This window comes from Actinomycetospora chibensis, from assembly GCF_028737215.1.
Classification (GTDB): domain Bacteria; phylum Actinomycetota; class Actinomycetes; order Mycobacteriales; family Pseudonocardiaceae; genus Actinomycetospora; species Actinomycetospora chibensis.
This window is the reverse complement of the sequence record NZ_JAQZAM010000024.1, coordinates 22,523-49,326: the sequence shown is the minus strand read 5'-3', so window position 1 is coordinate 49,326 and position 26,804 is coordinate 22,523. Positions and strand designations below refer to the sequence as shown.

General features: G+C 73.6%; 26 protein-coding genes and 1 pseudogene. 21 read left to right on the top strand and 6 right to left on the bottom strand.

Going from position 1 to position 26,804, the window contains the following annotated elements; all coding sequences use genetic code 11:
• Positions 1-4 precede the first annotated feature (4 nt).
• Positions 5-643 carry a hypothetical protein gene (locus PH189_RS26645; RefSeq protein ID WP_274191883.1) on the bottom strand — a complete coding sequence of 213 codons (639 nt, stop codon included), beginning with the start codon at positions 641-643 and terminating at the stop codon, positions 5-7.
• Between the two features lie 381 nt (positions 644-1,024).
• Entirely contained in the window at positions 1,025-1,258 is a 234-nt protein-coding gene (locus tag PH189_RS26640) for a hypothetical protein (protein ID WP_274191882.1), read from the bottom strand.
• 441 nt (positions 1,259-1,699) lie between these two features.
• On the opposite strand from PH189_RS26640, the gene PH189_RS26635 reads away from it, so the two are divergent.
• The gene (locus PH189_RS26635; RefSeq protein ID WP_274191881.1) at positions 1,700-2,782 is read left to right on the top strand and encodes a hypothetical protein; all 1,083 of its coding nucleotides are present in this window, start codon (positions 1,700-1,702) and stop codon (positions 2,780-2,782) included.
• Positions 2,783-2,940: 158 nt separating this feature from the next.
• Here PH189_RS26635 and PH189_RS26630 read toward each other — a convergent pair whose 3' ends face one another.
• Complete coding sequence (locus PH189_RS26630) at positions 2,941-3,183, bottom strand: VOC family protein (RefSeq protein ID WP_274191880.1); 243 nt, start codon at positions 3,181-3,183, stop codon at positions 2,941-2,943.
• Between the two features lie 78 nt (positions 3,184-3,261).
• Positions 3,262-4,191, bottom strand: a complete 930-nt coding sequence (locus PH189_RS26625) for a LysR family transcriptional regulator (RefSeq protein ID WP_274191879.1) — start codon at positions 4,189-4,191, stop codon at positions 3,262-3,264.
• A gap of 145 nt (positions 4,192-4,336) precedes the next feature.
• Here PH189_RS26625 and PH189_RS26620 point away from each other — a divergent pair, with 145 nt between their 5' ends.
• From PH189_RS26620 to PH189_RS26600, 5 genes are read left to right on the top strand one after another with little or no spacing between them, the layout of a single operon-like run.
• Positions 4,337-5,671 carry an aromatic ring-hydroxylating oxygenase subunit alpha gene (locus PH189_RS26620; protein WP_274191878.1) on the top strand — a complete coding sequence of 445 codons (1,335 nt, stop codon included), beginning with the start codon at positions 4,337-4,339 and terminating at the stop codon, positions 5,669-5,671.
• Positions 5,672-5,714: 43 nt separating this feature from the next.
• Entirely contained in the window at positions 5,715-6,905 is a 1,191-nt protein-coding gene (locus PH189_RS26615; RefSeq protein WP_274191877.1) for an NAD(P)/FAD-dependent oxidoreductase, read from the top strand.
• A 15-nt stretch (positions 6,906-6,920) separates the two neighbouring features.
• The gene (locus tag PH189_RS26610) at positions 6,921-7,856 is read left to right on the top strand and encodes a PDR/VanB family oxidoreductase (protein WP_274191876.1); all 936 of its coding nucleotides are present in this window, start codon (positions 6,921-6,923) and stop codon (positions 7,854-7,856) included.
• Positions 7,857-7,859: 3 nt separating this feature from the next.
• On the top strand, positions 7,860-8,963 hold the full coding sequence (locus tag PH189_RS26605; protein WP_274191875.1) for a mandelate racemase/muconate lactonizing enzyme family protein: 1,104 nt from the start codon (positions 7,860-7,862) through the stop codon (positions 8,961-8,963).
• 31 nt (positions 8,964-8,994) lie between these two features.
• The gene (locus tag PH189_RS26600; RefSeq protein ID WP_274191874.1) at positions 8,995-10,332 is read left to right on the top strand and encodes an NAD(P)/FAD-dependent oxidoreductase; all 1,338 of its coding nucleotides are present in this window, start codon (positions 8,995-8,997) and stop codon (positions 10,330-10,332) included.
• A gap of 35 nt (positions 10,333-10,367) precedes the next feature.
• Here the strand turns inward: PH189_RS26600 and PH189_RS26595 are convergent, their stop codons facing one another.
• Complete coding sequence (locus PH189_RS26595) at positions 10,368-12,188, bottom strand: alkyl/aryl-sulfatase (RefSeq protein ID WP_274191873.1); 1,821 nt, start codon at positions 12,186-12,188, stop codon at positions 10,368-10,370.
• Between the two features lie 179 nt (positions 12,189-12,367).
• On the opposite strand from PH189_RS26595, the gene PH189_RS26590 reads away from it, so the two are divergent.
• From PH189_RS26590 to PH189_RS26580, 3 genes are all read left to right on the top strand, one after another.
• Entirely contained in the window at positions 12,368-12,877 is a 510-nt protein-coding gene (locus tag PH189_RS26590) for a hypothetical protein (protein ID WP_274191872.1), read from the top strand.
• 1,219 nt (positions 12,878-14,096) lie between these two features.
• Positions 14,097-14,864 (top strand): dienelactone hydrolase family protein, encoded by a 768-nt coding sequence (locus tag PH189_RS26585; protein WP_274191871.1) that lies wholly within the window; start codon positions 14,097-14,099, stop codon positions 14,862-14,864.
• A gap of 161 nt (positions 14,865-15,025) precedes the next feature.
• Complete coding sequence (locus tag PH189_RS26580) at positions 15,026-15,967, top strand: NADP-dependent oxidoreductase (RefSeq protein ID WP_274191870.1); 942 nt, start codon at positions 15,026-15,028, stop codon at positions 15,965-15,967.
• A gap of 84 nt (positions 15,968-16,051) precedes the next feature.
• Here PH189_RS26580 and PH189_RS26575 read toward each other — a convergent pair.
• Positions 16,052-16,393 (bottom strand): annotated as a pseudogene (locus tag PH189_RS26575) (winged helix-turn-helix transcriptional regulator); the annotation flags it as partial.
• Between the two features lie 92 nt (positions 16,394-16,485).
• Between PH189_RS26575 and PH189_RS26570 the strand changes: the two are divergent.
• The 12 genes from PH189_RS26570 to PH189_RS26515 all read left to right on the top strand — a co-directional run bounded on the left by PH189_RS26570 (position 16,486) and on the right by PH189_RS26515 (position 26,777).
• Positions 16,486-17,070: a TetR/AcrR family transcriptional regulator gene (locus PH189_RS26570; protein ID WP_274191869.1), complete on the top strand. Its 585-nt coding sequence runs from the start codon at positions 16,486-16,488 to the stop codon at positions 17,068-17,070.
• The gene (locus tag PH189_RS26565; protein WP_274191868.1) at positions 17,070-17,954 is read left to right on the top strand and encodes an alpha/beta hydrolase; all 885 of its coding nucleotides are present in this window, start codon (positions 17,070-17,072) and stop codon (positions 17,952-17,954) included. Before PH189_RS26570 ends, PH189_RS26565 begins: the two co-directional genes overlap by 1 nt.
• Positions 17,951-18,304, top strand: a complete 354-nt coding sequence (locus PH189_RS26560) for a DoxX family protein (protein WP_274191867.1) — start codon at positions 17,951-17,953, stop codon at positions 18,302-18,304. Before PH189_RS26565 ends, PH189_RS26560 begins: the two co-directional genes overlap by 4 nt.
• Positions 18,305-18,495: 191 nt before the next feature.
• Positions 18,496-18,735, top strand: coding sequence for a hypothetical protein (locus PH189_RS26555; RefSeq protein WP_274191866.1), 240 nt, complete (start codon positions 18,496-18,498; stop codon positions 18,733-18,735).
• Positions 18,736-18,944: 209 nt separating this feature from the next.
• Positions 18,945-19,898, top strand: a complete 954-nt coding sequence (locus tag PH189_RS26550) for a LysR family transcriptional regulator (protein WP_274191865.1) — start codon at positions 18,945-18,947, stop codon at positions 19,896-19,898.
• Between the two features lie 92 nt (positions 19,899-19,990).
• The gene (locus PH189_RS26545) at positions 19,991-21,307 is read left to right on the top strand and encodes an FAD-dependent oxidoreductase (RefSeq protein WP_274191864.1); all 1,317 of its coding nucleotides are present in this window, start codon (positions 19,991-19,993) and stop codon (positions 21,305-21,307) included.
• Positions 21,308-21,319: 12 nt separating this feature from the next.
• Positions 21,320-22,600, top strand: a complete 1,281-nt coding sequence (locus PH189_RS26540) for an aconitase X catalytic domain-containing protein (protein ID WP_274191863.1) — start codon at positions 21,320-21,322, stop codon at positions 22,598-22,600.
• Positions 22,597-23,043 (top strand): aconitase X swivel domain-containing protein, encoded by a 447-nt coding sequence (locus PH189_RS26535; protein ID WP_274191862.1) that lies wholly within the window; start codon positions 22,597-22,599, stop codon positions 23,041-23,043. Before PH189_RS26540 ends, PH189_RS26535 begins: the two co-directional genes overlap by 4 nt.
• Positions 23,040-23,495 (top strand): Rieske (2Fe-2S) protein, encoded by a 456-nt coding sequence (locus PH189_RS26530; protein WP_274191861.1) that lies wholly within the window; start codon positions 23,040-23,042, stop codon positions 23,493-23,495. Before PH189_RS26535 ends, PH189_RS26530 begins: the two co-directional genes overlap by 4 nt.
• Positions 23,492-24,625: an amidohydrolase family protein gene (locus tag PH189_RS26525; protein ID WP_274191860.1), complete on the top strand. Its 1,134-nt coding sequence runs from the start codon at positions 23,492-23,494 to the stop codon at positions 24,623-24,625. The genes PH189_RS26530 and PH189_RS26525 overlap by 4 nt, the downstream gene beginning before the upstream one ends.
• On the top strand, positions 24,622-25,734 hold the full coding sequence (locus PH189_RS26520) for an amidohydrolase family protein (RefSeq protein ID WP_274191859.1): 1,113 nt from the start codon (positions 24,622-24,624) through the stop codon (positions 25,732-25,734). Before PH189_RS26525 ends, PH189_RS26520 begins: the two co-directional genes overlap by 4 nt.
• On the top strand, positions 25,731-26,777 hold the full coding sequence (locus tag PH189_RS26515; protein ID WP_274191858.1) for an ABC transporter substrate-binding protein: 1,047 nt from the start codon (positions 25,731-25,733) through the stop codon (positions 26,775-26,777). The genes PH189_RS26520 and PH189_RS26515 overlap by 4 nt, the downstream gene beginning before the upstream one ends.
• Positions 26,778-26,804 lie beyond the last annotated feature (27 nt).

Below are 26,804 nucleotides of genomic sequence, written 5' to 3'. Positions count from 1 at the left end.
ACCGTCAGCCAGGAGGCGGTCGGTGTCCGCCAGGACCTCGGCCGGCCCCCCCGATCAGGCTCTTCCACACCCCGAGGCCCCAGTCGGGGGGCACCGGCGGCAGCCCGGTCAGCTCCGCGCGGCGGGCCAGGACGGCGGCGGGGCCGGGCCCGGTCAGCACGTCGATCACGGTGCCGCGCTCGGCGATGTCGATGGTGATCTCGCCGGGGGTGGTGAGGTCCACGGTCAGGTCGGCGCTGGTGCCGACCTGCAGGCCGTAGCCGCGGCTGGAGAGCAGGAACGGCGTCGGCGAGTAACTGGTTCCGGTCTCGTGGCCCATCCCGTCGTGCGCCCGGTTCGACAGGACCTGCCCGTTGAGGTCGAGCGATCCGAAGCGTTCGCCCATGCCGAAGAAGCGCTCACCGGGCTGGGTGGCAAGGCGTACGGCGGTTCCGGCCGTGGGCCCGTCCGGGGCCCGCAGGTGCACCGAACAGAGGCCGGGCTCGGGCGAGCATCCGGTGATCGTTCGCGTGCCGTGGAGGGGCGTCAGGACTCCGACGAGGGTCGGGTCCACGGGGCCCCACGGCGGTGGTGGCCCCACGGCCGTCCCACTGCCCCCCGTGGCGGCGACCAGGCACAGCAGCACCGCCAGGAGCACCGTCACCCTGACCCGGTGGGCGGTCCGCCTGCGCCGATCGGACCGGGTCAGAATCGTCGGCTACTCACGACGGGGCGTTCGATGCCTCGCACGCCACGGCGCCACCCAGGGCGGGGCTCGGCGCGGCGGTCGGCCCTGCGCAGGGAACACGTCGACATGGGCGGCACCTCGGACGGGGTCTCGGTCCAAGCGGGACCCGTGTCGCAGGACACCGAGGGACTCGTCAGAGCGGGCGTCCAGCAGCGCGGGCAGGACACGAACACAAGAGTTCGTGCTGGTGGCCAGCTGTGGCATCAACCGCCGATCTCTCGGACAGTACGGCCTGCCGGGCGGAAAGACCCCACGAAAGATCGAGACCAGGTGACGCCTCGCCGGCCGTCGGCGTGGTCAGGCGGCTGCCAAGGCGGCTCTCCCGGTCTCGGTGATCGTCGGCGTTCTCCGGCCGTCACGGATGAGGCCGGCGGTTGCCAGACGGAGGCCGACGAGCTGGTCGCTGCAGTAGACGCCGTCGACGAGCAGGGGTGCTCCGATCTCGGGGGAAAGCCGACAACGGCCGGCCGCGACCGCGCGCAGGATGGCGCGTTCCCGATGGCTGAGCGGGTGGCAGGTCGTCGTGGTCATGGTCGGCTCCCTCCGGGTCGTCGTGCCGCCTCACCTCCTCGACGAACGAGCCGGCCGCATCTCGACACCGAGGGGCCGGGCGTCGGGTCCGGGGTGTGACCGGTCGAGGACGACGCGGGAACAATTCATTCAGCCCTCGGAGCACATCTGAGCCTGCTCTGACGCCAATCGCCGAGCGATCGTTCCCGCAACTGCCGTAATGGATCTGTGATCTGGCGAGAAAGGTCGACCGATTCGCCGTGCGGGGCTATCTCGGCGCGCCGGGACGGGGGAGGGTGGCCCCGCTGCGCGATCCGGGGGAGGTCTGACGGCATGCCTGTTCACCATGGTCGGCACGAGATGCCGGGGTGGCGCGGTTACCTGCCGGACAGCGTCGACCGGGCTGCCCGCGGCAGAACCGGTCGCCCTGATCGGGGTCTGCTCGGCACGCCGTCGCGCCGCGTGGTGGCCGTCGGCGCCCTCGCGGTCTGCGCCGTCGCGGGGGGCGCTGTGGTCACCACGAGATCAGCCGGCCCGCCGGAGGCGTCCCCCGGGCCGGCGGACGACGCCACCTCCGAGTCGGCCGGGAGCTCGGCCTGGACGCGCGAGGCCACGTCCGTCCTGACCGCGATCGAGACCGAGCTCGACCGGACCGACGAGGTCCGGCGGCGGTGGGACACCTCGTCGGTCGCCCGCCGCGACGGGCCACCGCCCCGTGCCGTCGTCGCCCTGCTCGGGCGTCAGAGCACGCTGACCGAGCATCGCGACGCGCTGCGATCCGCGATGACCGCGATCCGTTCCGGGTCCGCCCGGGAGGCCGCGATGGCGACGGCCTGGCAGCAGCTACGGGCGGCACAGGAGATGCTGCGAGCACTGGATGCCGGTCGCAGCGCCCTCGGCGACCCGGTGGAGGCCACGGTCCTGCGACTCGCCCTCGACCAGGACACCTCGGCCGCGTTCGCCGGTGGTCCGCCGTCGGAGGGCGCGAAGCGGGCGACGACACCAAGGACGTTCGAGGACGCCGCCACCGTCGCGGCGGCGACGACGACGACGGTGCGCGAGTCGTCGGTCGCGGCCACCTCCTCGGCGGCCGGGGGCTCCGGAGCCGTAGGTGTGGCAGGCGAGCAACCGACGCCGGACGCACCTGCGACCGGCGCGGTGCCGGATGACGCCTTCCGACCGGGCACGCCGGACGGGGTCACGGCCGCCTCCGCCGCCGAGACGGCCGATCCGGACTCCCTGGGGTTCGCCGCTGCGCCGGATCAGGGCACGTCCGTCGAGGACGACGACGTCCCGACGGAGAACGTCCCGACGGAGAACGTCCCGACGGAGAACGTCCCGACGTCGCAGGGTTCCTCCTCACCCGATCCGGTCCGGTCCATACCCTCCGAGCCGACGATGCTGACCTTCGACCGTTCGTCGTCCGGGGCGCCGGACCCGGAGTCGGTGGGGGAGGAGAAGGCGCCACTCGCGTCCGACCCCGACCCCGACCCCGACCCCGACCCCGAGCCCGAGGCGGAAGGGCCTGCGTCGAGGAGCTCATAGACGGTGCATCCGGAGGTGCCGAGGGTCGCTCCGGATTCGAGCCAGGGCAGAGCGAGGTGACGACGATGAGCTCGCGCTGCCTCGGCCGCACAGGTGACCACGGCGGTCACCCCGTGCCGGAGTGGGTTGGTGCTCGAAGCAGAGCAGGTCGCGCGGGCCTACGCCAGATGGATCGCGCACGGCGAGCCGGAGTTCCAGGCGATGTCGGTCCTGGTCACGGGCCGGGTGGGGTCGTGGACGAGCTCGAGGCTGACGTACGGGTCGTCAGGCAGCGCGAGCATGGTGAGGCTGCCGAACGGGGTGTCGGGGACGCGGCCGAGCTCGGCGTAGCCGAGGGCGGTGTCGAAGGCCAGCGAGCGCTCCAGATCGGTGACGCTGACTCGGAGATGGAGCATGCGCATGCCGAGCAGCCTACGAACGGACCGATGAGCTCGGTCGGCACTGATCCCGTCAGCGGGATCCGCGCCCGTCAGTCCCGGTCACGACCGTCCCAGCGCCGGCAGCCCCGTCTCCGTCACGTGCCGCAGGGCGTCGAGCCCGGCGGCGATCGTCGGCTGGTCCTGTGACCCGGCACGAACGGCGGCGATGACGCGTCGGGTCGGCACCGGATCGGTGGTGATCGGGATGCGCCGGGTGTCGTGGTGCGCGGGGAGGTCGGCGAGGCGCGGGACCAGGGCGACGCCGAAGCCGCGGGCGACGAGCGCGGCGCCGGTGTCCCACTCGTCGGCGTAGTGGGCGATGTCGGGCGCGAAGCCGGCCGCGGTGCAGGCGAGCGTGACGAGCTGGTGGTAGGCGCGGCCGACGTTGCCGCAGATCCACGGGTCGCCGGCGAGATCGCGGAGGGCGACGACGCCGCGGCGGCCGACCAGGGGGTGGTCGGGGCCGACGAGGATGTCGAGGGGTTCGTCGAACAGCGAGTGCTGCTCGAAGGCGGCATCGGAGGCCGGCGGGATGCTCGGCGTCGCCACGATGACGGCGAGGTCGGCCTCGTCGGCGGCCAGCAGGTCGAACGACCGCCCGGGCTCGCTCTCGCGCAGGAACACGCGCAGCGCAGGGTGCTCGGTCCGCAGGTGCTCGAGTGCGCGGGGGACGACGACCGCGGCGGCCGAGGAGAACGCCGCGAAGCGCAGCGTCCCGCCGACGGCGCCCGCGCGGTGCGCGGCGAGATCGGCGCGCGCCTGCTCCCACGCGGCGGTGAGGGTCTCGCCGTGGGCGAGCAGCGTGTGGGCGGCGGGGGTGAGCCGCACGTTGCGTCCGATCGGCTCGAGGAGCGCGATGTCGAGCTCGCGCGCGAGGGCCTGCATCTGGTGCGACACCGCCGAGGGCGTGAGCCGGCAGACCTCCGCGGCGGCGGTGACGGTGCCGTGTCGCGCGATCGCCTGGAGCACCCGCAACCGCCGATCAATCATGTACTCAACGTACAAGATCATAGGTTCGACGTTTCGATGGACGCGGACGAATTTCGACGCCGACACTGCAGGAGCACCCCGGGCCCCGACGGCCTCACCGGTGCTCCACCACGGCCCGAGCACGCCCGAGAGGAGCCCGACAGCCATGACGAGCGACACCACGAGCGCAGCCGTCGATCCGTACGCCGCGCTGCCGGCGCGCCCCGTCGATCCGGCGCTGTTCACCCACGAGGGCACCTACGGGCCCACCCGCCTGCCCGTCGAGCTCGCGTCGACGCTGCTGCCCGACGCCTACACGTCGCCGGAGTTCTTCGCGCTCGAGCAGCAGCGGCTGTTCGCCACCAGCTGGGTCGCGGTCGGCATCACCAGCGACGTCGCGAAGCCCGGCGCCTGCATCGTCGTCGAGGTCGCCGGCCGGTCGATCTTCGTCACCCGCAACCGGCACGGCGCCCTGCGCGCCTTCCACAACCTCTGCCGCCACCGCGCGACGAAGCTCCTCGACGGCGACGCCCGCGAGGTCGGCAAGCGCGGGCGCATCCGCTGCCCGTACCACAACTGGACCTACGACACCGACGGAACGTGCCTCGGGACGCCGCTGTTCGAGGACTCCGACGTCCCCGCGGGCCAGGAGCCGATCTTCGAAACGTCGGTGGCGAAGGGCTTCGACCGCGCCGACTACGGCCTGCTCGACGTCGCCGTCGACTCGTGGGGCCTGTTCATCTTCGTCAACCTCTCGCCCGACCCGGCCCCGTTGTCCACCCAGCTCGGTGACCTGCCCGAGCGTTTCGCCGGGTACCGGCTCGACGAATGGGTCACGCAGCGGACCAGCACCTACGACGTCGCGGCGAACTACAAGCTCATCGGCGAGAACTTCATGGAGTACTACCACCTGCCCTGGGTCCACCCCGAGCTCAACCAGGTCTCCAAGTTCTCCGACCACTACCGGTGGCAGGGCCCCGGCCTGTACACGGGCATGTGCACCACGCCGGTGTCGCGCAACACCGAGGCCGGCGGCTGGGACGGGCTCGAGGCCCTGAGCACGTTGGGGCCGGAGGACGCCGACAGCGGGCGGTTCGTGTGGCTGTTCCCCGGCACCGCGCTGGTCGTGCTGCCCAACCACGCGTTCGTGCTGTTCAACCGCCCCGTCGCGGCGAACCGCACCGTCGAGACCGCCGTCCTGCTGGCGCACCCCGAGTCCCTCGACGCGGCGGGTGGGGACGACACCGCCGAGGACGGGATCGAGCAGCTCGCGAAGTTCTGGGACCTCGTCAACCGCCAGGACCTCGAGATCGTCGAGCGCGTCCAGGAGGGCCTCGAGAACCCGGCCTACCGCGGCGGGCGGATGTGCTTCCGCTTCGAGGAGCCGCTGCACCGATTCCAGAACATGGTCATCGACAAGATCGTCGGCATCGAGCGTGTCCCCGGCGGCGACGCCCTCGAGCCCGGCCAGACGACGACGCGCATGTTCCCCGACCCGTGACCGACCGCCCGGCACACCACGCCACACAGCAGGGAGAACCATCGTGACTGCGGACGTGGCCGACGTCGTCATCATCGGTGGCGGCCTCGAGGGCTGCGCCGCCGCCTGGGCCCTGACCCGGCGCGGCATCACCGACATCACCATCGTCGAACGCGACACCGTGGGCTCCGGCGGCACGGGCAAGTCGTCGGGCGTCGTGCGCTGCCACTACGGGGTCTCATCGCTCGCGGCGATGGCCACCCGCAGCCTGGAGACGTTCGAGAACGCCGAGGACGTCCTCGGGGCGGACGTCGGCTTCCACCGGACCGGTTACGTGGTGGGGGTCGGACCCGAGAACGTCGACGCCCTGCACGCCTCGGTCGCCGACCAGCGCGCCGTCGGCGTCCGCACCGAGGACATCGACCACACCGACGTGCGCAAGCTCTGGCCCGTCGCCGACCTCGAGCCCTTCGCGGCGTTCGCGTGGGAGGAGCGCGGCGGATACGGCGACGCCTACCAGACCGCGCAGGCCTTCGCGGGCGCCGCGCGCCGCGCCGGGGCGCGCTTGCGGCAGGGGATCACCGCCACCGGGATCCGCACGTCCGGCGACCGCGTCACCGGCGTCGATCTCGCCGACGGCACCGCCATCGCGACCGGGCACGTGGTGCTCGCCGCGGGCCCGTGGTCGGTCGGGCTGCTCGCCGCGCACGGCATCGAGCTGCCGATCACCCCGCACCGCGAGCAGATCGTGCTCGTCGACCCGGGCCAGGAGCTCGGCCCCGTCCCGGTGTTCTCCGACCTGGTCTCGCTGCAGTACATCCGCCCCGAAGGAGCCGGCACGCTGCTCTTCGGCAACTCCGACCTGTCGGTCCTCGAGCCGGCCGACCCCGACCGGTACTCGAACCAGGCGAGCACGTCGTTCGTCGACCTGACCGTCGAGAAGGTCGGTGACCGCCTGCCCGGTCTGGCCGATCCGGCGATCGCCGGGAGCTACGCCGGGTGCTACGACGTCACGCCCGACTTCAACCCCGTCATCTCGAGGGCTCCGCTGGCCGGGCTCGTCGTCGCCGCCGGCTTCTCGGGGCACGGCTACAAGATCTCGCCGGCCGTCGGGCGGCTCGTCGCCGACCTCGTCACCGACGGCACGAGCTCCGACGCCGACATCCCCGCCCGGGACTTCCGGCTCTCCCGCTTCGCCGAGGGCGACCTGCTCCGGAGCCCCCACCCCTACGTCGGCGCCGGCCAGATGCGCTGAGGACGGAGACCCGCGATGGACCTCATGATCCATGAGCGCCGCGACGAGGCCGACGGCGTCGTCTCCCTCACCCTCGGGCGGGCCGACGGCGGCGAGCTCCCGGCCTGGGCGCCGGGTGCGCACGTCGACGTGACCCTCGCCGACGACCTCGTCCGTCAGTACTCCCTGTGCTCCGACCCGGGCGACCGGCAGCGGTGGCGCCTCGGCGTGCTCCGCGAACCGGAGAGCCGCGGGGGCTCGGAGCACGTGTTCGACAAGCTCCACGACGGTGACATCGTCGAGGTCGGCGAGCCGCGCAACCACTTCGCGCTGGAACCCGCGCCGCACTACGTGTTCGTGGCCGGCGGCATCGGGATCACCCCGATCCTGCCGATGGTCGCCGCCGCCGAGGCGGCGGGCGCCGACTGGACGCTCCTCTACGGCGGACGAGCCCGCAGCTCGATGGCCTTCCGCGAGGAGCTCGTCGCGTACGGCGACCGCGTCGTGCTCGCGCCGCAGGACGAGGTCGGCCTCCTCGACCTGGTGGGGCTCCTCGCCGTTCCTCGCCCCGACACGCTCGTCTACGCCTGCGGACCGGCCCCGATGCTCGACGCCGTCGAGTCCCTCCTGACCGGTTGGCGCCCGGGGAGCCTGCGCGTCGAGCGCTTCGTTCCGAAGGCGGTCGAGGGCACCGGCAGCGAGGGCTTCGAGGTCGCGTTCCTGACCAGCGGCATCACCGCCACCGTGCCCCCGGACCGCAGCATCCTGACCGTCGCCGAGGAAGTCGGGATCCCTGCCCTCTGGTCGTGCCGGGAGGGCACCTGCGGCACCTGCGAGACGCCGCTGCTGTCCGGTCGGGCCGAGCACTGCGACTCGCTGCTCACAGACGAGGAGAAGGCGGACCAGAACACGCTGTTCATCTGCGTCTCCCGGGCGGAGCGCGGCTGCCCGCGCCTGGAGCTGGATCTCTGAGCCATGCGCATCGCCGAGGTCCACGTGTACCAGAAGGATCGTCCGCTGAGCGGCGCGGTCTACCGCATGTCCGAGGGCGCGTACACGGCGATGGACTCGACGATCGTGGAGATCGTGTCGGACACGGGCGTCTCCGGCTGGGGGGAGACGTGCCCGGTGGGCCCCACCTACGCGCCGTCCCACGCCCTGGGAGCACGCGCGGCGCTGCAGCAGATGGCGCCCGGGCTGATCGGACGTCCCGCGACGGGTCCGCTGGCGATCCAGCGGGCGCTGCACGGGCTACTGAACGGCCACGCCTACGCGAAGGCGGCGATCGACATCGCGGTGCACGACCTCCTCGGGAAGGCGCACGGCCTGCGGGTGTGCGACCTCCTCGGCGGCGCGACGAGCGACCGGGTGGACGCCTACTACTCGCTGACCGTCGGCGAGCCGGACGATGTCGCCCGCACCGCCGCGGAGAAGATCGCCGAGGGCTATCCCCGCCTCCAGGTCAAGATCGGCGGACGGCCGGTCGACGTCGACATCGAGACGGTCCGGAAGGTGTGGGAGGCGACGGGCTTAACACGCCTGGCCGTCGACGCCAACCGAGCGCTGACCTCCCGGGACGCCCTCCGGCTCAGCCGGGAGTGCGCCGACATCCCCCTCGTGCTCGAGCAGCCCTGCAACACCATGGAGGAGATCGCGGCGATCCGCGGGCAGCTGCACCACGCGGTCTACCTCGACGAGAACACGGAGTCGGTGGGCCACGTGCTCCGGGCGATCTCGCTCGGGGTGTGCGACGGGTTCGGCCTGAAGGTCACGCGCCTCGGCGGTCTCGGCGCGATGGCCACCGTGCGGGATCTCTGCGAGGCACGCTCCCTGCCCCACACCTGCGACGACTCCTGGGGCGGCGACATCATCGCGGCCGCCTGCGCGCACCTCGGGGCCACGGTCCACCCGCGCCTGCTCGAGGGCGTCTGGCTGGCCGAGCCGTTCATGGACGGCCACGACGACTCGACGAACCCGGTGCGGGTCGAGAAGGGACGCATCTCGGTGCCGACCGGTCCAGGGCTCGGCGTCGTCCCCGACGAGGGCGTCTTCGGCGCGCCCGTCGCCTCCTTCGCGTGACACCACAACCGCTCCACCACGGGAGAGAACGATGAACGTCCCCTCGAACGCCCGGTACGTGATCGTCGGCGCCGGGATCCACGGACTGTCGACCGCGTGGCACCTCGCCACGGAGCTGGCGGAGCGCGGCCTCGGTGACGGCGGCGACGTCCTGGTCGTCGACAAGACCGGCATCGGCGCGGGCGCCTCGGGCGTGGCGTGCGGGGTGATCCGCAACAACTACTTCCAGCCCGCGATGCGCCGGCTCATGGCGCACTCGGTGGACGTGTGGGAGTCCGACCCGGAGGCGTTCTCGTACCACGGGGTCGGCTACATCCAGGCCGCTCCCGACGCCATGCGCGACGACGTGGTGCAGATCCACGCCGAGCAGCAGGCGATCGGCTACGAGTCCGTGCTCGTCGAGGGCGTCGACGCCTGCCACGAGTACATGCACGAGATGTTCTCCGACTGGCAGGCGCCCGGCGTCTCGGTGATCCTCCACGAGAAGCGCGGGGGCTACGCCAACAACGTGGCGTCCCTGCGGGGCCTGGCGGAGAAGGTGCGCGACGCCGGGGTGCGCATCGCGACCGGCGTGACCGTCACCGGCATGCGGCTCGAGGGCGGCCGGGTCGCTGCGGTCGAGACCGACGCCGGCGTGATCGCGTGCGAGCACGTGGTCGCCGCCGCCGGCCCGTGGGTCCGGGACCTGTGGGCGATGCTCGACCTGCCGAGTACGGTCACGGTCCGCACACCCGACGGACGTGTCGTCCCCGACGCGCCCATGTGGACCTACTGGGCGCTGCAGGAGGGGATTCTCGACGTCGACCCCCAGGAGTTCATGGACAACCGGGGCGAGTTCCCCCCGGTGATCCACGTCGACTCCGACGCGCCGCTCTACGACGACGTCGACGGCACGCTGATCACCGACCGGATCTGGGGCATCTACTACAAGCCCGACTTCCACTTCGGCGGCGTGCAGGGTGGCGCCTCACCCGAGCCGATCGGGCGTCCGGCCGACTCCGTCGCCGTCGACCCGTACGGGACGGCGAGCCCGGAGTTCGTCGTCGGCGAGGACTTCGTCCGCATGTGGACCTCCGCGCTGGCCGCCTGCCACAAGCGCTTCGAAGGCCGTCGCGACATCTACCGCAAGGAGCCCTCGGGCGGGATCGGGGCCTTCACCCCGGACAGCTTCCCGGTGTTCGACACGTTCCGGGAGAACGCCTACGTCATCGCGGACTCCAACCACGGCTACAAGATGATCGGTGTCGGCGCCCTCGTGGCCCGCGAGCTGCTCGGCGAGCCCCAGGAGCTGCTCGAGCCCTTCCGCCTCGCCCGCTACGAGCGTGGCGAACTGCATCCCACCAGCCACTCGCCCTTCCCCTGGAGCTGACCCCCTGGAGCTGAGCGGGCGTCCCGACGTCCGGACTAGGGCGTGACGACGGCGAAGTCGGGGTCCGGCGCGTCGGTCAACGCGTTCAGGCGTGCGAGGACGCCCGCGTCCCCGGCCAGCTCGACGCCGTCGGTGGCGCCGGAGGAGAGCAGGGCGAGCAGCTGCGGCCGCGTCAGCGTCACGGTCAGGTCCGCGTCCCGCGTCCCGGCCGTGGGGTGGTGGATGAGCGCGCCGTTGCTCAACTCCATGTGGAAGTGCTCGCCGGTGTCGCTCAGGGTCCAGGCGATCGCGAACCCCTCCTCCCAGGCCTTCTCCCCGACGACGCGGATGGCCACGGAGTCGAACAGCTGGGTGACGGTCAGGGCCGGCGCCATCCCTGACGAGTCGAGCTCTGTGTGCTCGATCGACGTCGCGCGGAGCTCGCGAGCGCCCGTGAGGTAGGCGTTGCGCCACGTGGCGTTCTCGGCCCCGTAGCCGAGCTGCTCCAGGACCTCGGCCAGCACCTCCCGCGCCGCCCGGTCGTCCGGATCGGCGAAGACGGCATGGCTGGCGAGCTCGGCGGCGAAGCGCAGGTCGCCGTCGGCGCCGAACCCGCGGGCGGCGGCGACGGTGGCTTCCTGGCCGCCCAGCGCCGCGACGTAGCGCTTCCCCGCCGCCTCGGGCGGGTGCTGCCAGAGGTGGGCCGGGTTCGCGTCGTACCACCCGAGATAGCGCTGGTAGATCGCCTTGACGTTGTGGTTGACCGACCCGTAGTAGCCGTGGGTGTGCCAGGCCTTCTCCAGGGCCGGTGGCATCTCGATCATCTCGGCGATCTCCGCGGCGACGTAGCCCTTGTTGATCAGCCGCAGGGTCTGGTCGTGCAGGTAGGCGTAGAGGTCCCGTTGCTGGGTCAGGTAGCCGACGATGTCCTCGGTCCCCCAGGTCGGCCAGTGGTGCGAGGCGAACACGACGTCGCTGTCGCGGGCGAAGAGGTCGATCGCCTCGGCCAGGTAGCGCGACCAGATGCGGGGGTCGCGCACCTGCGCACCTCGCAGCGTCAGCAGGTTGTGGAGGTTGTGGGTGGCGTTCTCCGCCATGCACAGCGCCCGCCTGTCGGGGAACGCGAGGTTCATCTCGGCGGGGCACTCGGTGCCCGGGGTCATCTGGAAGACCATCCGCACGCCGTCGACCGTCTCCTCCTGGCCGGTGTGCGTGATCTCGAGGGTGGGAGCGATCAGTCCGGGGGTCCCGGTCGACCCGCCCGCGCCGAGGCCGATGCCCACGGTGCCGGTCGGGCTCTTCGCGAGGTGGACCGCGGCGTAGTAGTAGCTGCGGCGCAGCATCGCGACCCCGGCGTAGACGTTCTCCGACACCGCGTGCTCGAGGAAGTGCTCGGGGGCGATGATCGGGACGTCGGTGGCGGCGTCGACCACCCCGAGCACGCCGCCGAAGTGGTCGAGGTGGGCGTGGGTGTAGATCACCGCGGACACGGGCCGGTCGCCGCGGTGCCGTCGGTAGAGCGCCAGCGCGGCGGCCGCCGTCTCGGCCGAGATCAGGGGGTCGATCACGATGACGCCGCGGTCGCCCTCGATGAGGGTCATGTTGGACATGTCGAAGCCGCGGACCTGGTAGATGCCCTCGCTGACCTCGTAGAGCCCGTGCTTCGCGGTGAGCTGAGCCTGCCGCCAGAGGCTGGGCTCGACGGTGTCCGGACACTCGGCGTCGAGGAAGGACCACTGGTCCATGTCCCACACGACGCGGCCGTCCGCGGCCGTGATGACCATCGGCTCGAGGGTCCCGATGAGGCCGCGGTCGGCGTCGGCGAGATCCCGCCGGTCCGAGACGTCGCCGCCGCGCGACTCGTCCTTCATCAGCATGATGCAGAGCTCCTGAGGCAGGTGACGGTGCTCGGGGCGGGCCGACTGCCGACGACGCTAGGAACCCGGGCCGCGATCCGGTTCACCCGCGCGGGATGAGTGGCACGCCCGACGGTGCGTCCCCCGCTCATCCCCCGCGGGGGACCCCTATCCGACGCCGGCCGCCCTACCCTTCCGTCATGGTCGAACGCACCGCCACGACGCCGGCGAGGTCGGACGAGCACGCCGCCACCCGGGTCCGTGCCGCGATCTACGGCACCGTGATCGCCGTGTCGGTGCTCGCCTACCTCGGCGACCACGAGCCGGGGCCGTGGGTGACGGCGTTGACCGTGGCGGGCACGGGCATCGTGATCTTCCTGGCCGAGGCGTACACCGAGGTGGTGGGCCGCGCGTACACGGGCGTCGCGGCGCGGTTGGCGCACGAGCTGCGCGCCGCCCTGCAGAGGAGCGCCTGGGCTGCCGTTCCGGGGCTCGTGGCCGGCGTCGTCCTGCTGGTGCTGGCCCTGCTGCGCATCGACCTCTCCACCCGCATCGACATCACGCTGTGGGTCGGGGTCGCGGCGCTCGCAGTCTGCAGCGCCCTGGCCGGGCGCGCCACGCACCGTCGACCGGTCGTCCGGGTGGCCTGGACCGTCGCGTCGATCCTCGTCGGTTCCACCATCGTCGCGCTCAAGGCTGCGCTGCACTGAGCCCGGAGGCTCGACCGGGCACACTCCCACCGTGCTTCGGAGCCACGCCGCGGGTGGAGTGATCGTCGATCCCCACGGCCGGGTGGTGGTCGTCCGTCAACGGGCGCGGACGTGGTCGTTGCCCAAGGGTCACGTCGAAGCCCCGAGGCCACTCTGCAGCCTCGCGATCCGGCCAACCCGGAGGCCCGGTGGGTGCCGCGGGAAGCGGGCGCGGGGACGCTGTCGAACCCGGCCGACGCCGCGTTCTTCCGAGGGCACGTACTGCCGTTGCTCGCCGAGCCCTGAGACACCGGACGTCGCTCGAGGTCAGGAGGAGACACCTCCGATGCACTCTCGAGGCCCGACAGTCGGACGTGCTGGTACCTCCGGTTGACGACAGGGACACCGGCGCGGGAACCAACTCGGGCCGCGGGGGCTCCACACCGGTAACTCCGGGGTGTCCGCCGGCGACAGGGTGACGATCCTGGTCGCCCTCCAGCCCCTGGGGGTGGCGCCGCTAGGGCGGGCGCTCGCCTGCTCTCGTCCAGAGCTGAGGGCCGATGGCCATTGACCTCGTCGTCCGACCGACCGGGCTCCGCGTCCGGTTCACCGGGACCGATCGGCTCGCCGCGGGCTCGCGGGGACTCGACGTGCCCTTCGAGCGGATCATCGGGACGCGGGTGATGACGCGGGGCGACGCCGTCGCCTCGAGCCCCCGGTTTCCGTGCCCCGGCTCCTGGTGGCCCCGGAGGCTCCGTGCGGGCTCCTGGGGAGTCGGTGAACGCCGACAGCTCTGGGGCGTTCGTCAGGGCGCCCATGTCGTGGTCGTCTATCTCTCGGGGCGTCCGTTCCACCGCATCGTCATGGACGTCGAGGCGCCTGAGCATGTCCGTCGCGGCATCGAGGCGGCGCTGCTGCACAGCAAGAAGACGAGTGCTCGCGAGTCGATGCGAGGCTCGTGGCCTCGCTCGGCGACGACGGGCTCGGCTTCACCCTCGGTGCCCCGCTGAGAGAGCCCGAGGCGCGGGTGTCGCCCACGGCGTGCCCGAGGTGCCACCATCAACAGCGCCGGGCCCGGACGCCGTCCCTCCCCCCGGGATGAAGTCCGGGTCCGGCCCGCGGGCACCGCCGCGCTGAGCGCACCGCTTCCCGGCTCTCGATCCGCCGTGAGCTGCGCCGGCGTGTTCGGCCGAGAGCGAACCCTCGCCGCCGAGCGCGGCACGCTGGCTAGCGTCGGCGCATGGTCGCCACGCGCGAGGTCATGTACGACGCCGACGGTCTGGTGATGGTCGGGCACATGGCACGGCCCGAGGGTGCGGGACCGTGGCCGGCGGTGCTGATCGGCCACGACGGGATCGGTCTCGACGACTTCCAGCGCCGCCGCGCCGACCACCTCGCCGAGCGGGGTTACCTGGCCCTGGCGATGGACTACCACGGCGGTCGGTGGTTCGGCGGCGCTCCGGAGGAGATGCTGGCCCGGGTCCTGCCGCTGATCGGCGACCTCGACCGGATGCGGGCCATCGGCCGGGCGGCCCTCGACGTCCTGCTCGCCGAGCCCGACGCCGACCCGGGCCGCCTCGCCGCCCTCGGTTACGGCGCGGGCGGATCCGTCGTCCTCGAGCTCGCCCGTGCGGGGGTGCCGTTCCGCGGTGTCGCCGTCGTCCATCCCGGCCTGCCGCCCGCCCGCGCCGAGGACTGGACCGCGGTCGGGGCCACCTTTCTGCTCGCCACCGGCTCGGAGGACCCGCTGTGCACGCCTGATCAGGTCCTGGCATTCGGCGCGGCACTGCAGGACGCCGAAGTCGACTGGCGCGTGCACGTCTACGGCGGGGCCCAGCACGCGTTCTGGGCCGCGCCGACCCACCCCGACGGTTCTCCGACCGGGGGCACCACCCACCCGACGGCGACCGTGCCCGGGGTGGCGTACCACCCCGCCCACACCGTCCGGGCGTGGCGGGCGGTGCTCGACCTGCTCGACGAGACCGTCGGCGAGCTGTCGACCGAGTAGGCCTCGGCGTCGAACCCGACCGTTCGACCGCCGCGGGAGCGGCGCAGCCTCACCTCGCGTCTGACCCTCGTGGCCTCGCGATCGGAGGTCACCTCCACGTGACCACGGCACCTCGACGTGCGCTCTGCCGTCGCGGCCGGTCGCTGCCTAGCGTGGAACGCATGCTCTCCCTCGTCGTCAAGGCCCACGGCGGGCCCGAGGTCCTCGAGATCGCCGACCTGCCCGAACCGGAGCTCGGTGCGCACGACGTCCGGGTCCGCGTGGCCGCCTCGGCGGTGAACCCCATCGACCTGTCCACGCGCTCCGGCCGCCTCGGCGCGGCGGGCCTCGTGAGCTCCGCGCCACGGCTGGGACTGGGCTGGGATCTGGCCGGCGAGGTCGACGCGGTGGGGCCGGCGGTCGAGACGGTGGCGGTGGGGGAGGCGGTGATCGGGCTCCGGGACGTCCTCGTGCAGCCCGGCGCGCAGGCGGAGACGGTCACCGTCGACGAGTCGGCCCTCGCGCCGGCACCCCGCGACTGGTCGTGGGAGGAGCGGGCGGCCCTGCCGCTGTGCGGCCTGACCGCCTCCGGCGCCCTCGAGGGCGCCCGCGCGCGGACCGGGGACACCGTGCTGGTCACCGGAGCCGCGGGCGCGGTCGGCGGGTTCGTCCTCGAGCTCGCCCGGGACCGCGGCATCAGCGCCGTCGCGGCCGTGCGGGCCGGTCAGGAGGCGCGTGCGCGCGCGCTCGGCGCGCAGGACGTGATCGTGGTGCCCGACGAGCCCGGGCGGCTCGGTGTCGAGGTCAGGAGGCGGTGGCGCGGCGGTGTCGACGCCGTCGTCGACACCGCCCTGACCGGGATCGGCGCCCACGAGGCACTCCGCTCGGGCGGCACGTTCGTCACGCTGGTCCGCCCGTTCTCACCGCCCCCGATCCGCGGCACGCGCGTCGTGGTCCACGAGGTGGCGGCCGACGGCCGCGCGCTCGCGGGTCTGAGCCGGATCGCGGATCTCGGCCGCCTGACGCCCCGCGTGACCGAGGTCCTGCCCCTCGCGAGGGCCGCCGACGCCCACCGGCTGCTCGAGGCGGGCGGGCTCGACGGGCGGGTGGTCCTGTGCCCATGACCGTTCCGGGGGCGTCCCGCCGTCCGCGTCGCCCCTCGCGTCCCAGGCCGCACGCGCCGCCGCGACCTCGCCGGCGTGCCGCTCCGCCCAGACCAGCACCTCCTGTTGCAGGGCGAGGAACCGCCGTCCGAGGGGCGTCAGCCGGTAGTCGACGCTCACCGGGGCGGCGAGGATGCTGCGGCGTTCGACCAGACCGTCCCGGCGCAGCCGCCGCAGGGTCTCGGCGAGCACCTTGCGCGTGATCCCCGCGAGACGGCGCTCGAGCGCGCCGTGACGCACCGGCCCGTCGGCGAGGGCCTCCACCACGAGCGTGGTCCACCGACCGCCGAGGAGGGCCAGGACCTGGTGACCGGGGCACTCGGCGAGCTCGGCGAGGTAGACCTCCGCCGCCCGTCGTCGCCGCTGGGTCGCATCGCGGGCGGACATCCACCACACCTCTTCCCGAGCTCGGTGCGAGCGCAAGTCAACGCTGTTGACATACACTATCCCCGGGCCATCCCCGCGACAAGGGAGACGACGTGGCAGAGCGACATCGCCGCTCGGCGCCGGACACGCGGGCGCGCATCCACGCAGCGGCGACCCGGCGCTTCGCCACGGACGGCTACGACGCCACCACGGTGCGGGCCGTCGCGGCCGACGCCGGCATCGACCCGGCGCTCGTCATGCGCTACTTCGGATCCAAGGACGGCCTCTTCGCCGCGGTCACCGACGTCGACCTCCGCATCCCGGACCTCGCCGCCTGCGACCGCGACGAGGTGGGGGCGCTGCTCGTGCGCCAATTCCTCCTGCGGTGGGCGCCGGACGAGGAGGGGCTCGCGATGCTGCACCTGCTCCGGGCCGCGGTGCACGACCAGCGGATCGCCGCGCGGGCTCGCGAGGTCTTCGCCAGCCAGGTCACCGACGCGCTGGCGGTGGTGGTCGACGTCCCCGCCGAGCGCGGCATCCGGGCCGCCCTCGTGACCACCCAGCTGCTGGGCCTGCTGCTCTGCCGCTCCGTACTGGGGCTCGCCGAGCTCGTCGACGCCCCGCCCGAGCAGCTCGTCGACCTGGTCGGTCCCACCGTGCAGCGCCAGCTCACCGGACCCCTGGAGGGGAGCGCGTGATGGACGTCGTCGAGGAGCGCGACGGTGTTCCCGTCCGCGACGCCTCGTGCTCGCTGCGGGTAGCGCTGCCGCAGCCGCGCGGCCGACCGGGGCCCGCGGTCGTGCTCGCCCCTGGCTTCGGGGGCACCGCCGACCGCCTGGTGGAGATCGCCCGGGGCTTCGCGCGAGCCGGGATCGTCGCCGCTGCGCTCGACTACCGCGGGTTCGGCGCGAGCGGGGGGACCCCACGCCAGGTCGTCGACGTGGCGGCCGAGCAGGAGGACCTCCGCGCGGCGCTCGAGCACGTCCGCGCGCGCGACGACGTCGACCCCCACCGGGTCTCGCTCTGGGGCATCTCGCTCGGCGGCGCCCTCGCGATCTCGGTCGCCGCCGCCGGGACGGTCGAGCGGGTGGTCGCCGAGGTCCCGTTCAACGGCTTCCCCCGACGTGTGACCGGGCGGAGCCGCGCCGACACCGCCCGGCTCGTGGCCGCGATCGTCGACGACGTGGTGCGCGGGCTGCTCGGCGTGCGGCCACGCACGATCCCGTTGATCGCTCGCCCCGGACGGGCCGCGGTCGTGGCCACGCCCGAGGCGCAGAGCCACCTCCGCCGGGTTGAGGTCTCCTCGCCGACCTGGACGAACCGGGTCGCCGCCCGCGGCCTCTTCTCGATGATGCGCTACCGGCCCGCCGAGGACGCCGCCCGACTCGGCGCTCCGCTGCTGGTCTGCGTCGCCGAACGCGACACCGAGGTCCCGCCCGCGTCGGCCCGCGAGCTCGCACGCCGCGCAGTGCGGGGACGCAGCCGCTCCTTCGAACACTCACTTCGACTTCTACGCCGACCCCGCGCTGCGTGTTCGGTTGCTGGCCGACGAGGTCGACTTCCTGCTGGGGGGTCACGATGACCCCTGACCCTGCGTGGCCCGTCGTGGTCCTCGCCCTGATCCAGTTCGGCGACGCCGTACTCTGCCGGCGTCCGGTGGCGTTCGTCGCCCGCTGCCTCACCGACGTCGGCTTCCCCCGCCGCTGGTGGCCGGTGCTCACGCCGTTGAAGACCGCGGCGGCGCTCGGGCTGCTCGCCGGGTTCGTCATGCCCTGGCTCGGCCTCCTCGTGTGCGTCTGTCTGATCGCCTACTTCGTCGTCGTGATCACGATGCACCTCCGGGCGCGGGACCTCGGCCGCAACCTGTTCCTCAACGCGAGCGGCATGCTGGTCGCCTGCGTCGCGGTCACCGTCGTGTCGTTCGGTCCGTGAGTCCCCGGCGCCTCCGGCCGGCGGGCCCCGGTCCGTGTCGAGCCGCCCGCCGACGACGTGCGGCTCCGTCATTTCGATCGGCAGCGTGTCGCGACACGAACGGCGGACACGGTCGGAGATCCGATAACGTCCGGCCCCGGGGCCTCGAACTGCCGGGTGACGAGATCGACGACTCCGCGGGGAGAGCCACCATGATCGCGCACGTGCCCGACACCCACCGGGACATGGACACGGCCACCGAGATCGCCCTGCCGCGTCTGCGGACCGGCGAGCCGCGGGTCGCGCCGCAGCCGGCGCCGGCGCCGGCGGGCACGCAGGACCCGATCCTCGTCGCCACGCGCCTCGAGTCCTCGGCGGCCCTGCTGACGTGGGTCGTCCGCCTCACGCTGATGGTCGCCGTCGGGCTCGTGGCCCTGGTGGCCGTGCTCTGACCGCGCCGGCCGGGGCATGATCGCCCCCGGTGCTCCCACGACCCCGGTACACGAGGTCGCCGGAGCACCCGGAGCGATCACGGGCCCGTCGCCCGGTGATCAACGCGGCGCGGGCCGGGTCTCTCGCCGTCCGGGCCCGGCGACCCTGACCGCCGGCCCTGGACGCCGGACCTGGACGCCGGCTGCCGTCGCCGGTCAGGCTCCACGCCGTGCGGGCACCGTCGACCCACCTGGCCAACCTCGACCTCAACCTGCTGGTGTCGTTGCGGGAGCTGCTGCGCGAACGGAACGTCACGCGGGCCGCCGCCCGCATCGGGGTCTCCCAGCCGGCGGCCAGCGCCGCGCTGTCCCGGCTCCGTCGCCACTTCGACGACGAGCTGCTCACGCGGCACGCGGGCGGCTACGTCCTCACGCCGCTCGCGGTCCAGCTCGCCGATCAGGTCGAGGGGGTCTGCGCGGCGGCGGAGCGCCTGTTCGGGACCGGGCACCACTTCGATCCCCGGGCCTCGCGCCGGGGCTTCAGCCTGCTCATCGCCGACTACACCGTCGCCGTCCTCGGGACCGCGCTGTCCGCGGCGCTCGCCCGGCGCGCGCCCGGGGTGGAGCTGCGCCTGCGGCTGGTGCGCGAGTCGTTCTCCGCCGACATCGGCGAGACGATCAGGCTGATCGACGGCATGATCGCGCCGCCCGCCGCGCGCTTCGACCGCCCGGACCTGCGCTCGGTCGACCTCTTCACCGACCGCTGGGTGCTCCTGCTGGACGCCGCGAACCCCGCCGCGCACCAGGAGCTGACCCCGGCCCGGCTGGCCGTGATGCCGTGGGTCGTGCCCTTCGCCCCGGAGCGTGGGTTCTCCGCCGCGGCGCCCATCACCCGCCAGTTCACCCGGCTCGGCGTCGAACCTGACACCCGCGTGCGGGTGGAGAGCTACCTCGCCGTACCCCACCTCGTCGCCGGCACCGACCGGGTCGCGCTGGTGCAGGAACGGCTCGCCCGCGACGTCGCCGCCGGCCTCGGGCTGGTCGTCCGCGAGTGCCCCGGCGGCGACGGCGAGGACGGCGCGGGCACGATCTGCGAGCGGTTCTGGTGGCACGCCGACCTCGACAACGACCCTGCGCACCGCTGGCTGCGGTCCTTGCTCGTGGAGCTGTCGGCGGAGCTGTGAGTCCCTGACCTGCGGGTATCGACGCGGTTGATGCCTGCGCAGGCCGGTTGTCTATTTCCGTGTGGTCCAGAGCACTGCTTAACGTGCGTGACATGCCGCACCCGCTCACCGACCTCCCGGTCCGCACAGTGGTGCGAGAGGGGCCGGCCCATCCCGCCGATCCGGCCGATCACCGGGTGCGTGCCGACGTCTGTGTCGTCGGAGCCGGGATCGCCGGACTGTCGGCGGCGGTGGAGTCGGCGAAGCTCGGCCGTGAGGTCGTCCTCGTCGACTCGCTGCCGGTGCTCGGCGGTCAGATGGTGAACTCGCTGATCGGCCTGTTCTGCGGTGTCTTCGGCAACGCGCCGCAGCACCGCCGGCTGACCTACGGGCTCCTCGAGGACATCTTCGCCGACCTCGGCGCGAGCGGGGACCTGTTCTACCGCGTCGGCCACACGACGACCGTCGGCTACGACGAGGTCCGCCTGGGCCGGTGGGTGGAGGACACCGTCCGGGCGCACGGGATCAAGGTGCTCACCGGGGCGTCGCTCGCCGGGGTCGATCGCGAGGGCGACCGCGTCGTCGGCGCCCGCTTCGCCACCCGTTACGGGCCCGTCGACGTGCGCGCCCACGGCTTCGTCGACGCGAGCGGCGACGCCGCCCTGTGCTGGGCGGCGGGGCTGCCCTGCCGCCTGCCCGACCGGGAGATCTACGGCAGCCAGCAGCTCGTCGTCGAGCACCTCGACGAGTCGGAGCCGCCCGACCCCGCGGACCTCTCCGCCCGGGTCGGCGCGAAGGCCGCCGAGTACGGGCTGCGCCGCCACGACGGGCTCGCGTTCTTCTTCCCCGGCCGCGGCACCGCCGTGCTGAACATGACCCACATCGAGGCGCCCCTCGACCCGATCGCCGCGTCCGAGGCCCAGCTGGAGGGCAAGGCCCAGGCCGACCGGGTCGTCGAGTTCCTGCGGGCCGAGTTCCCCGAGGTCTTCGGCAAGGCCGTCGTGCGCTCCTACGGGCTGCCCGGCCGCCGCCAGACCCGCTGGGTGCAGGCCGTCCACCAGCTCACCGTCGACGAGGTCCGGGCGGGGACCCGCTTCCCGGACGCCGTCGCCCGCACGGCCTGGCCCATCGAGCTGCACGACACCCCGGACGGCTATGTCTGGGAGACCTTCGGCGGCGACCACCTGCACTACGTGCCGCTGCGCTCGATGGCGCCGCCCGGGGTCGCGAACCTGCTCGTCGCCGGTCGCTGCGTGGACGGCGACGCGGCCGCGCTGTCGAGCGTGCGCGTGATGGGGCCCTGCGCCGCGATGGGCCACGCCGCCGCGCACGCCCTCGACATGGCGGGCTCCGACGGCAGCGTGCACGCGGTGCACGCGGGCCGGGCCGCGGAGCTCGGCGACCGCATCCGGGAGAACCTCGATGACTGAACGGGCCTGGCGATGATCCTCACCGACGACGAGCAGCGCATGCGCGACGGCGCGGAGGGCCCCGCGGTGGCGGCCGCGATGGACCTCCTGGTGCGCTACGGGCAGGCCCTCGACGCCGAGCGTCTCTGCACCGTCCGCAACGTCGCCGGCACCACCACCCAGCCCTCGCCGGTCAAGGCACGGCTGGTCGCCGAGGGCGGCTGGGACCGCGCGTTCTCGATCATCAACCTCGACGCGGACGAGACGCTGCCGATCCCGCCGATGGCCGTGCCGACCTGTCAGCTGCAGCAGGGCTTCGGGCCGGACTCGGTGGGCACGGTGCCCTACCCGCCGGAGTTCGTGGAGCTCCAGACCGATGGCGAGGCCTTCGTCGGCGCCCGCGGGGTGTCGGTGCTCGCGACCTGCACGCCGTACCAGGTGGGCAATCTCCCGGTGCGCGGCGAGCACTGCGCGTGGATGGAGTCCTCGGCCGTCGTCTACGCCAACAGCGTGCTCGGGGCCCGCACCAACTGCGAGGGCGGCGCCTCCACCGGCGCCGCGAGCCTCACCGGGCGCATCCCGTGCTGGGGCAACCACCACGACGCCCACCGACTCGGCACGCACCTGGTGCGGGTGGACACGCCGGTCTCGGAGTTCCGGGACTGGGGGCTGCTCGGCTACGCCGTCGGCGACGTCGTGCAGGAGGCCCGCCCGGTGATCGTCGGCGACCACGCGCTGCCCGATCTCACCGACCTCAAGCACTTCGGCGCCGCCGCGGCCTCGTCGGGCGGGGTCGAGATGTACCATATCGTCGGCGTCACCCCCGAGGCCCCGACGGTGGCCGCGGCGTTCGGCGAGCGCCGGGTGCCCGAGCCGGTCGTGTTCGGCGAGGCCGAGAAGCGGGCCGCCTACGACCGGCTCAACGACCAGGGCAGCGACACCGACGTCGACTTCGTGCTGCTCGGCTGCCCGCACGCGTCGCTCGAGCAGATCCACGACGTCGCCCGCGCCCTCGACGGCCGTCGCCTGGCCGACGGCACCCAGCTCTGGATCATGGCGCCGCGGGCGCTCGCGGTGGTCGCCGAGCGCTCCGGCCACACCGCCGTCATCGAGGCCGCCGGCGGGCGGGTGCTCACCGACTCCTGCCCGGCCATGTCGCGCGCCGCGCCCGTCGGCACCCGGGTGTTCGCCACCGACTCGGCCAAGCAGGCGCACTACCTGCCCGCCATCCTCGGCATCCAGGCCTGGTTCGGCACCACGGCCGAGTGCGTCGACGCCGCGGTCACCGGCCGCTGGCGCGGAGAGCTCTCGTGACGGGCCTGCGACCGGCCCCGGCCCGGGTGGTGCTGCGCGGCCGGGCCGTCGTGCCCGGCGTGGTCACCGGCGAGGTGCTCGTCTCGCCGGAGACGATCTCGGGCTGGGGCGGCATCGACCCGGCCACCGGGACGATCACCGAGGCGCGTCACCCGCTGGCCGGGGTCTGCTTCACCGGCCGGATCCTCGTCTTCCCCGGCGCCAAGGGTTCCTCCGGCTGGTCGGGCTTCTTCCAGACCACGCGGCTGCTCGGGACCGCGCCGATCGGGATGGTCTTCGCGGTCACCACGACGAAGGCCGCCCTCGGCGCCGTCGTCACCCGCGTGCCTGCTCTCGCCGACCTCGACGACGACCCGGTCGCCGTGCTGCGCACCGGTGACCGGGTCCGGCTCGACGCGACCGCGGGGGTCGTCGAGCTCCTGGAGCGCGAGGGGGAGCGATGAAGGTCGCGGTGATGGGCGCCGACGAGCTCGCGCCGGGCGAGCACCGGGTGGTGCAGGTGGGCCGGCGCTCGATCGGGATCTTCCGGGTGGGCGACGAGTACCACGCGCTCGCCGACCACTGCCCGCACCAGGGCGGGCCGCTGTGCCGGGGCCGCGCCGCGCCGCTCGCCGTGGCCGGCGCGCCCGGCGAGGTCGCGCTCGACCCCGACCGGGTGTTCGTCGCCTGTCCCTGGCACGGCTGGGAGTACGACGTCACCACCGGCCGGTCCTACTTCGGTCCCGGCGAGGCCCCGGTGCGCAGCTACGCCACTGAGGTCGTCGCCGTCGACCCGGCCACCGGGCGCGTCGCCGGGCCCTACGTCGCCGACACCTACGCGGTGACCGTCGAGGACCGCGTGGTCGTCGTCGACACCGCCGCACGTCGCCCCACCGACCCGGAGGAGACCGCATGACCACCGTCTCCGCGTCCGAAGCCGCCGCCCGGACGACCAGTGGAACGCCCCGACCCGCGGGCCGCCGCCCCCGCACCCCCGTCGTCGACGCGGACATCCATCCCGCGGTGGTCCCGGCGCGGCTGGCCGTCGAGCTGCCCGCGCCCTGGCGGCGGCGCTACGAGCGCTTCGGGGTGCGCGGGGCCCCGCCCCCCGCGATCTACCCGCGGGTGCGCAACGGCGGCATGCGCGCCGACGCCCACCCGCCGTCGGGCCCGCCCGGCAGCGACCTGGGGCTGCTGCGCGAGCAGCTGCTCGACCCCTACGACCTGGTCGCCGGCGTGCTGATCCCGTTGCAGGGGCACACCTGGGGCGCCGAGGAGCCCGCGTACGCCGCCGCCCTGTGTCGCGCGCTCAACGACATCCAGGTCGCGGACTTCCTCGACCCCGAGCCCCGCCTGCGCGCCAGCATCTGCATCCCCCACGAGTCGCCCGAGCACGCCGTCGCCGAGATCGAGCGGCGGTCCGGCGACCCCCGCTTCGTCCAGGTGCTCTTCCCCAGCGGCACGCACCTTCCCGTCGCCGACGCCAAGTACCGGCCGATCTACGCCGCGGCCGCCGCGGCCGGGCTGCCGATCGGGATGCACCTCGGCGGGACCGAGGGTCACCGCGGCGACGGCTGGCCGTCGTTCTACCTCGAGCAGCACGGCTGGTACGGCAACGCGATGGCCATGGCGCTGACCTCGCTGGTCGCCGGCGGGGTGTTCGACGAGCTCCCGGACCTGCGGCTGGTGCTCGTCGAGGGCGGGATCACCTGGCTGCCGTCGCTGCTGTGGGGCCTCGACGCGGGGTGGTCCGTGTTCCGCGACGACGTGCCGGCGCTGCACCGCCCGCCGTCGGAGATCGTCCGCGAGCGCTGCTGGTTCACCACCCAGCCGATCGACGAGCCGGAGAACCTCGCGCACCTCGCGACGACGCTGCGCCACGCAGGCCTCACCGACCGGATCCTGTTCGCCTCGGACTACCCGCACTGGGACTTCGACGACCCGGTGACCGCCCTGCGGGTGCTCCCCGCCGACGTCCGGCGCCCGATCATGGCCCGCAACGCGGCCGCGCTCTACGGCGTCGAGCTGCCCGGGGACACCCCGTGAGCGCCGGGGGAGCGGTCGACGCCGACACCCACGTCGCCCCGGCGTCCCTGGCCGACCTCGTCCCGTACCTGCCCGCCTACTGGCGCGACTACGTCGAGGGCGCCGCCCTGCGCCTGGACCCGACCCAGGCCGGCGCCTACCCGCCGGGCGCCGCGACGGTCCCGGCGCCGGCGGACGTGGAGACCCTGCGTACTCAGGTGCTCGACGCACCCGCCCCCGGCGGGACGCCCGTCGACGTGGCGGTCCTGAGTGCGACCTCCGCGTTCGACGTCAGCCGCAACCCCTACTACGACGCGGCGCTGTGCCGGGCCCTCAACGACTGGGTCACCGCGACGTTCCTCGACCACGACCCCCGGCTGCGCGGCAGCATCGCCGTCCCGTCCGGCGATCCGGAGGCCGCCGTCGAGGAGATCGATCGCCGGGCCGGCGACCCCCGGTTCGTGCAGGTCATGCTGCCCGTACGCGGGCACGACCACCGCTACGGGCACCGACGGTTCCTGCCGGTGTTCGAGGCGATCGCCGAGCACGACCTCGTCGTCGGGCTGCACGCCTGGGGCCGGGCCGGCTCCGCCGCGACCACCACCGGGTTCACCCACACCTACCTGCAGGACTACCTGGCCCAGGGGCAGATCGCGCAGGGGCAGCTGACCAGCCTCGTCGTCGAGGGGGTGCTGGGCCGGCTCCCGGCGCTGCGCGTCGTCGTCGCCGAGTGTGGCTTCTCCTGGCTGCCACCGCTGCTCTGGCGCCTGGACAAGGAGTGGAAGGGCATCTGGCGCGAGGTCCCCTGGGTGACCCGCCCGCCCTCGGAGTACCTGCGCGAGCAGGTCCGCCTCACCTCGACCCCGGCCCACCTGCCGGCCGACCCCGACGAGCTCGTCGAGGCCCTCGAGATCCTCGACCCGGCCTCGCTCGTCCTCTACGCGGGCGATCACCCCCACGTCCACGGCGACGGCACGGAGCGCCTGCTGGCCGCCCTCGGCCCGGCCGACCGGGCCGCCGTCCTCGGCGGGACCGCGAGGACCTTCCTGCTCGACCGGGGTTCGCCGGCCCGACCGCCCCGGACCCGCTCGTCCACGACCCCGCACCGTCGCGAGGAGGCTCCCCGATGACCCCCATCCGAGTCCGACGAGGACGGCTGCTGCGGCTGCTCGCCGTGGTGCTCGCCGCCTGCGCGGTGGTCACCGCCTGCGGCGGCGGCGACACCACCGACGACGGCCGCCAGCGCATGACGTTCCTCAACATCCTGCCGCTGGAGTCGCTGTCCTACTCCGCGGAGCTGATCGCGGACACGCAGGGGTTCTTCGCCGCGCGGGGACTCGACGTGACCTTCGAGACCACCCAGGGCTCGGCACCCGCCATCCAGACCGTGCTCGCCGGATCGGCCGAGGTGACCCGCATCGGCGACATCGAGACGATGATCGCGGCCGGCAACAGGAACGCCCCGCTGGTCGCCTTCGGCGAGGTCATCCACCGCGGCACCATCCGCATGGTCTCCGCGGCCGACGACCCGATCACCCAGGCGGGGCAGTTCCGCGGCAAGCTCGTCGGCACCCCGTCGGAGGGCGGCACCAGCTCCATCACCCTCGACCTCGTCGCCGGCTCGGCGGGGGTGCCGCCCGCCGAGGTCCGCCGCCAGGTCGTCGGGCTCGCCCCCGGGGTGTTCGACCTGCTGACCGCCGGGCGCATCGACGCCTACATCGTCTCGCTGGACACCTCGGTGCAGCTGCAGCGCACCCGGCCTCAGGCCGTGATCTTCGATCCCAACGACGCGATCACGGCGGGCGCGCAGGTCTACGCCACTTCGCGGGCGACCGCGCAGGACCCGGCGGAGCGCGACAAGCTGCGGCGCTACATGGCCGCCATCGACGACGCCGTCCGGTTCATCGCGGCCGACGAGGCGAACGGTTTCCGGGCCACGATGGCCGCGATCTCGTCGAAGTACCGGGTGCCGGCGCTGGGCGACCCGGAGACGGCACGACTGGCGCTCGCGGGCTACGTCGACTCCTACACCGCGGGCGAGACCCCGGTAGGGATCTCCCCGCAGCGCTGGCGGCAGACCTACGACGAGATCACGGGCATCGGCCAGCTGCCCCCGGGCCTGGACCCGGCGCAGTGGCTGGACACGGGGATCCCGCCGGCCGGGACCTCCTGAGGGCCGGCCCCATGAGCACCGCGAGGA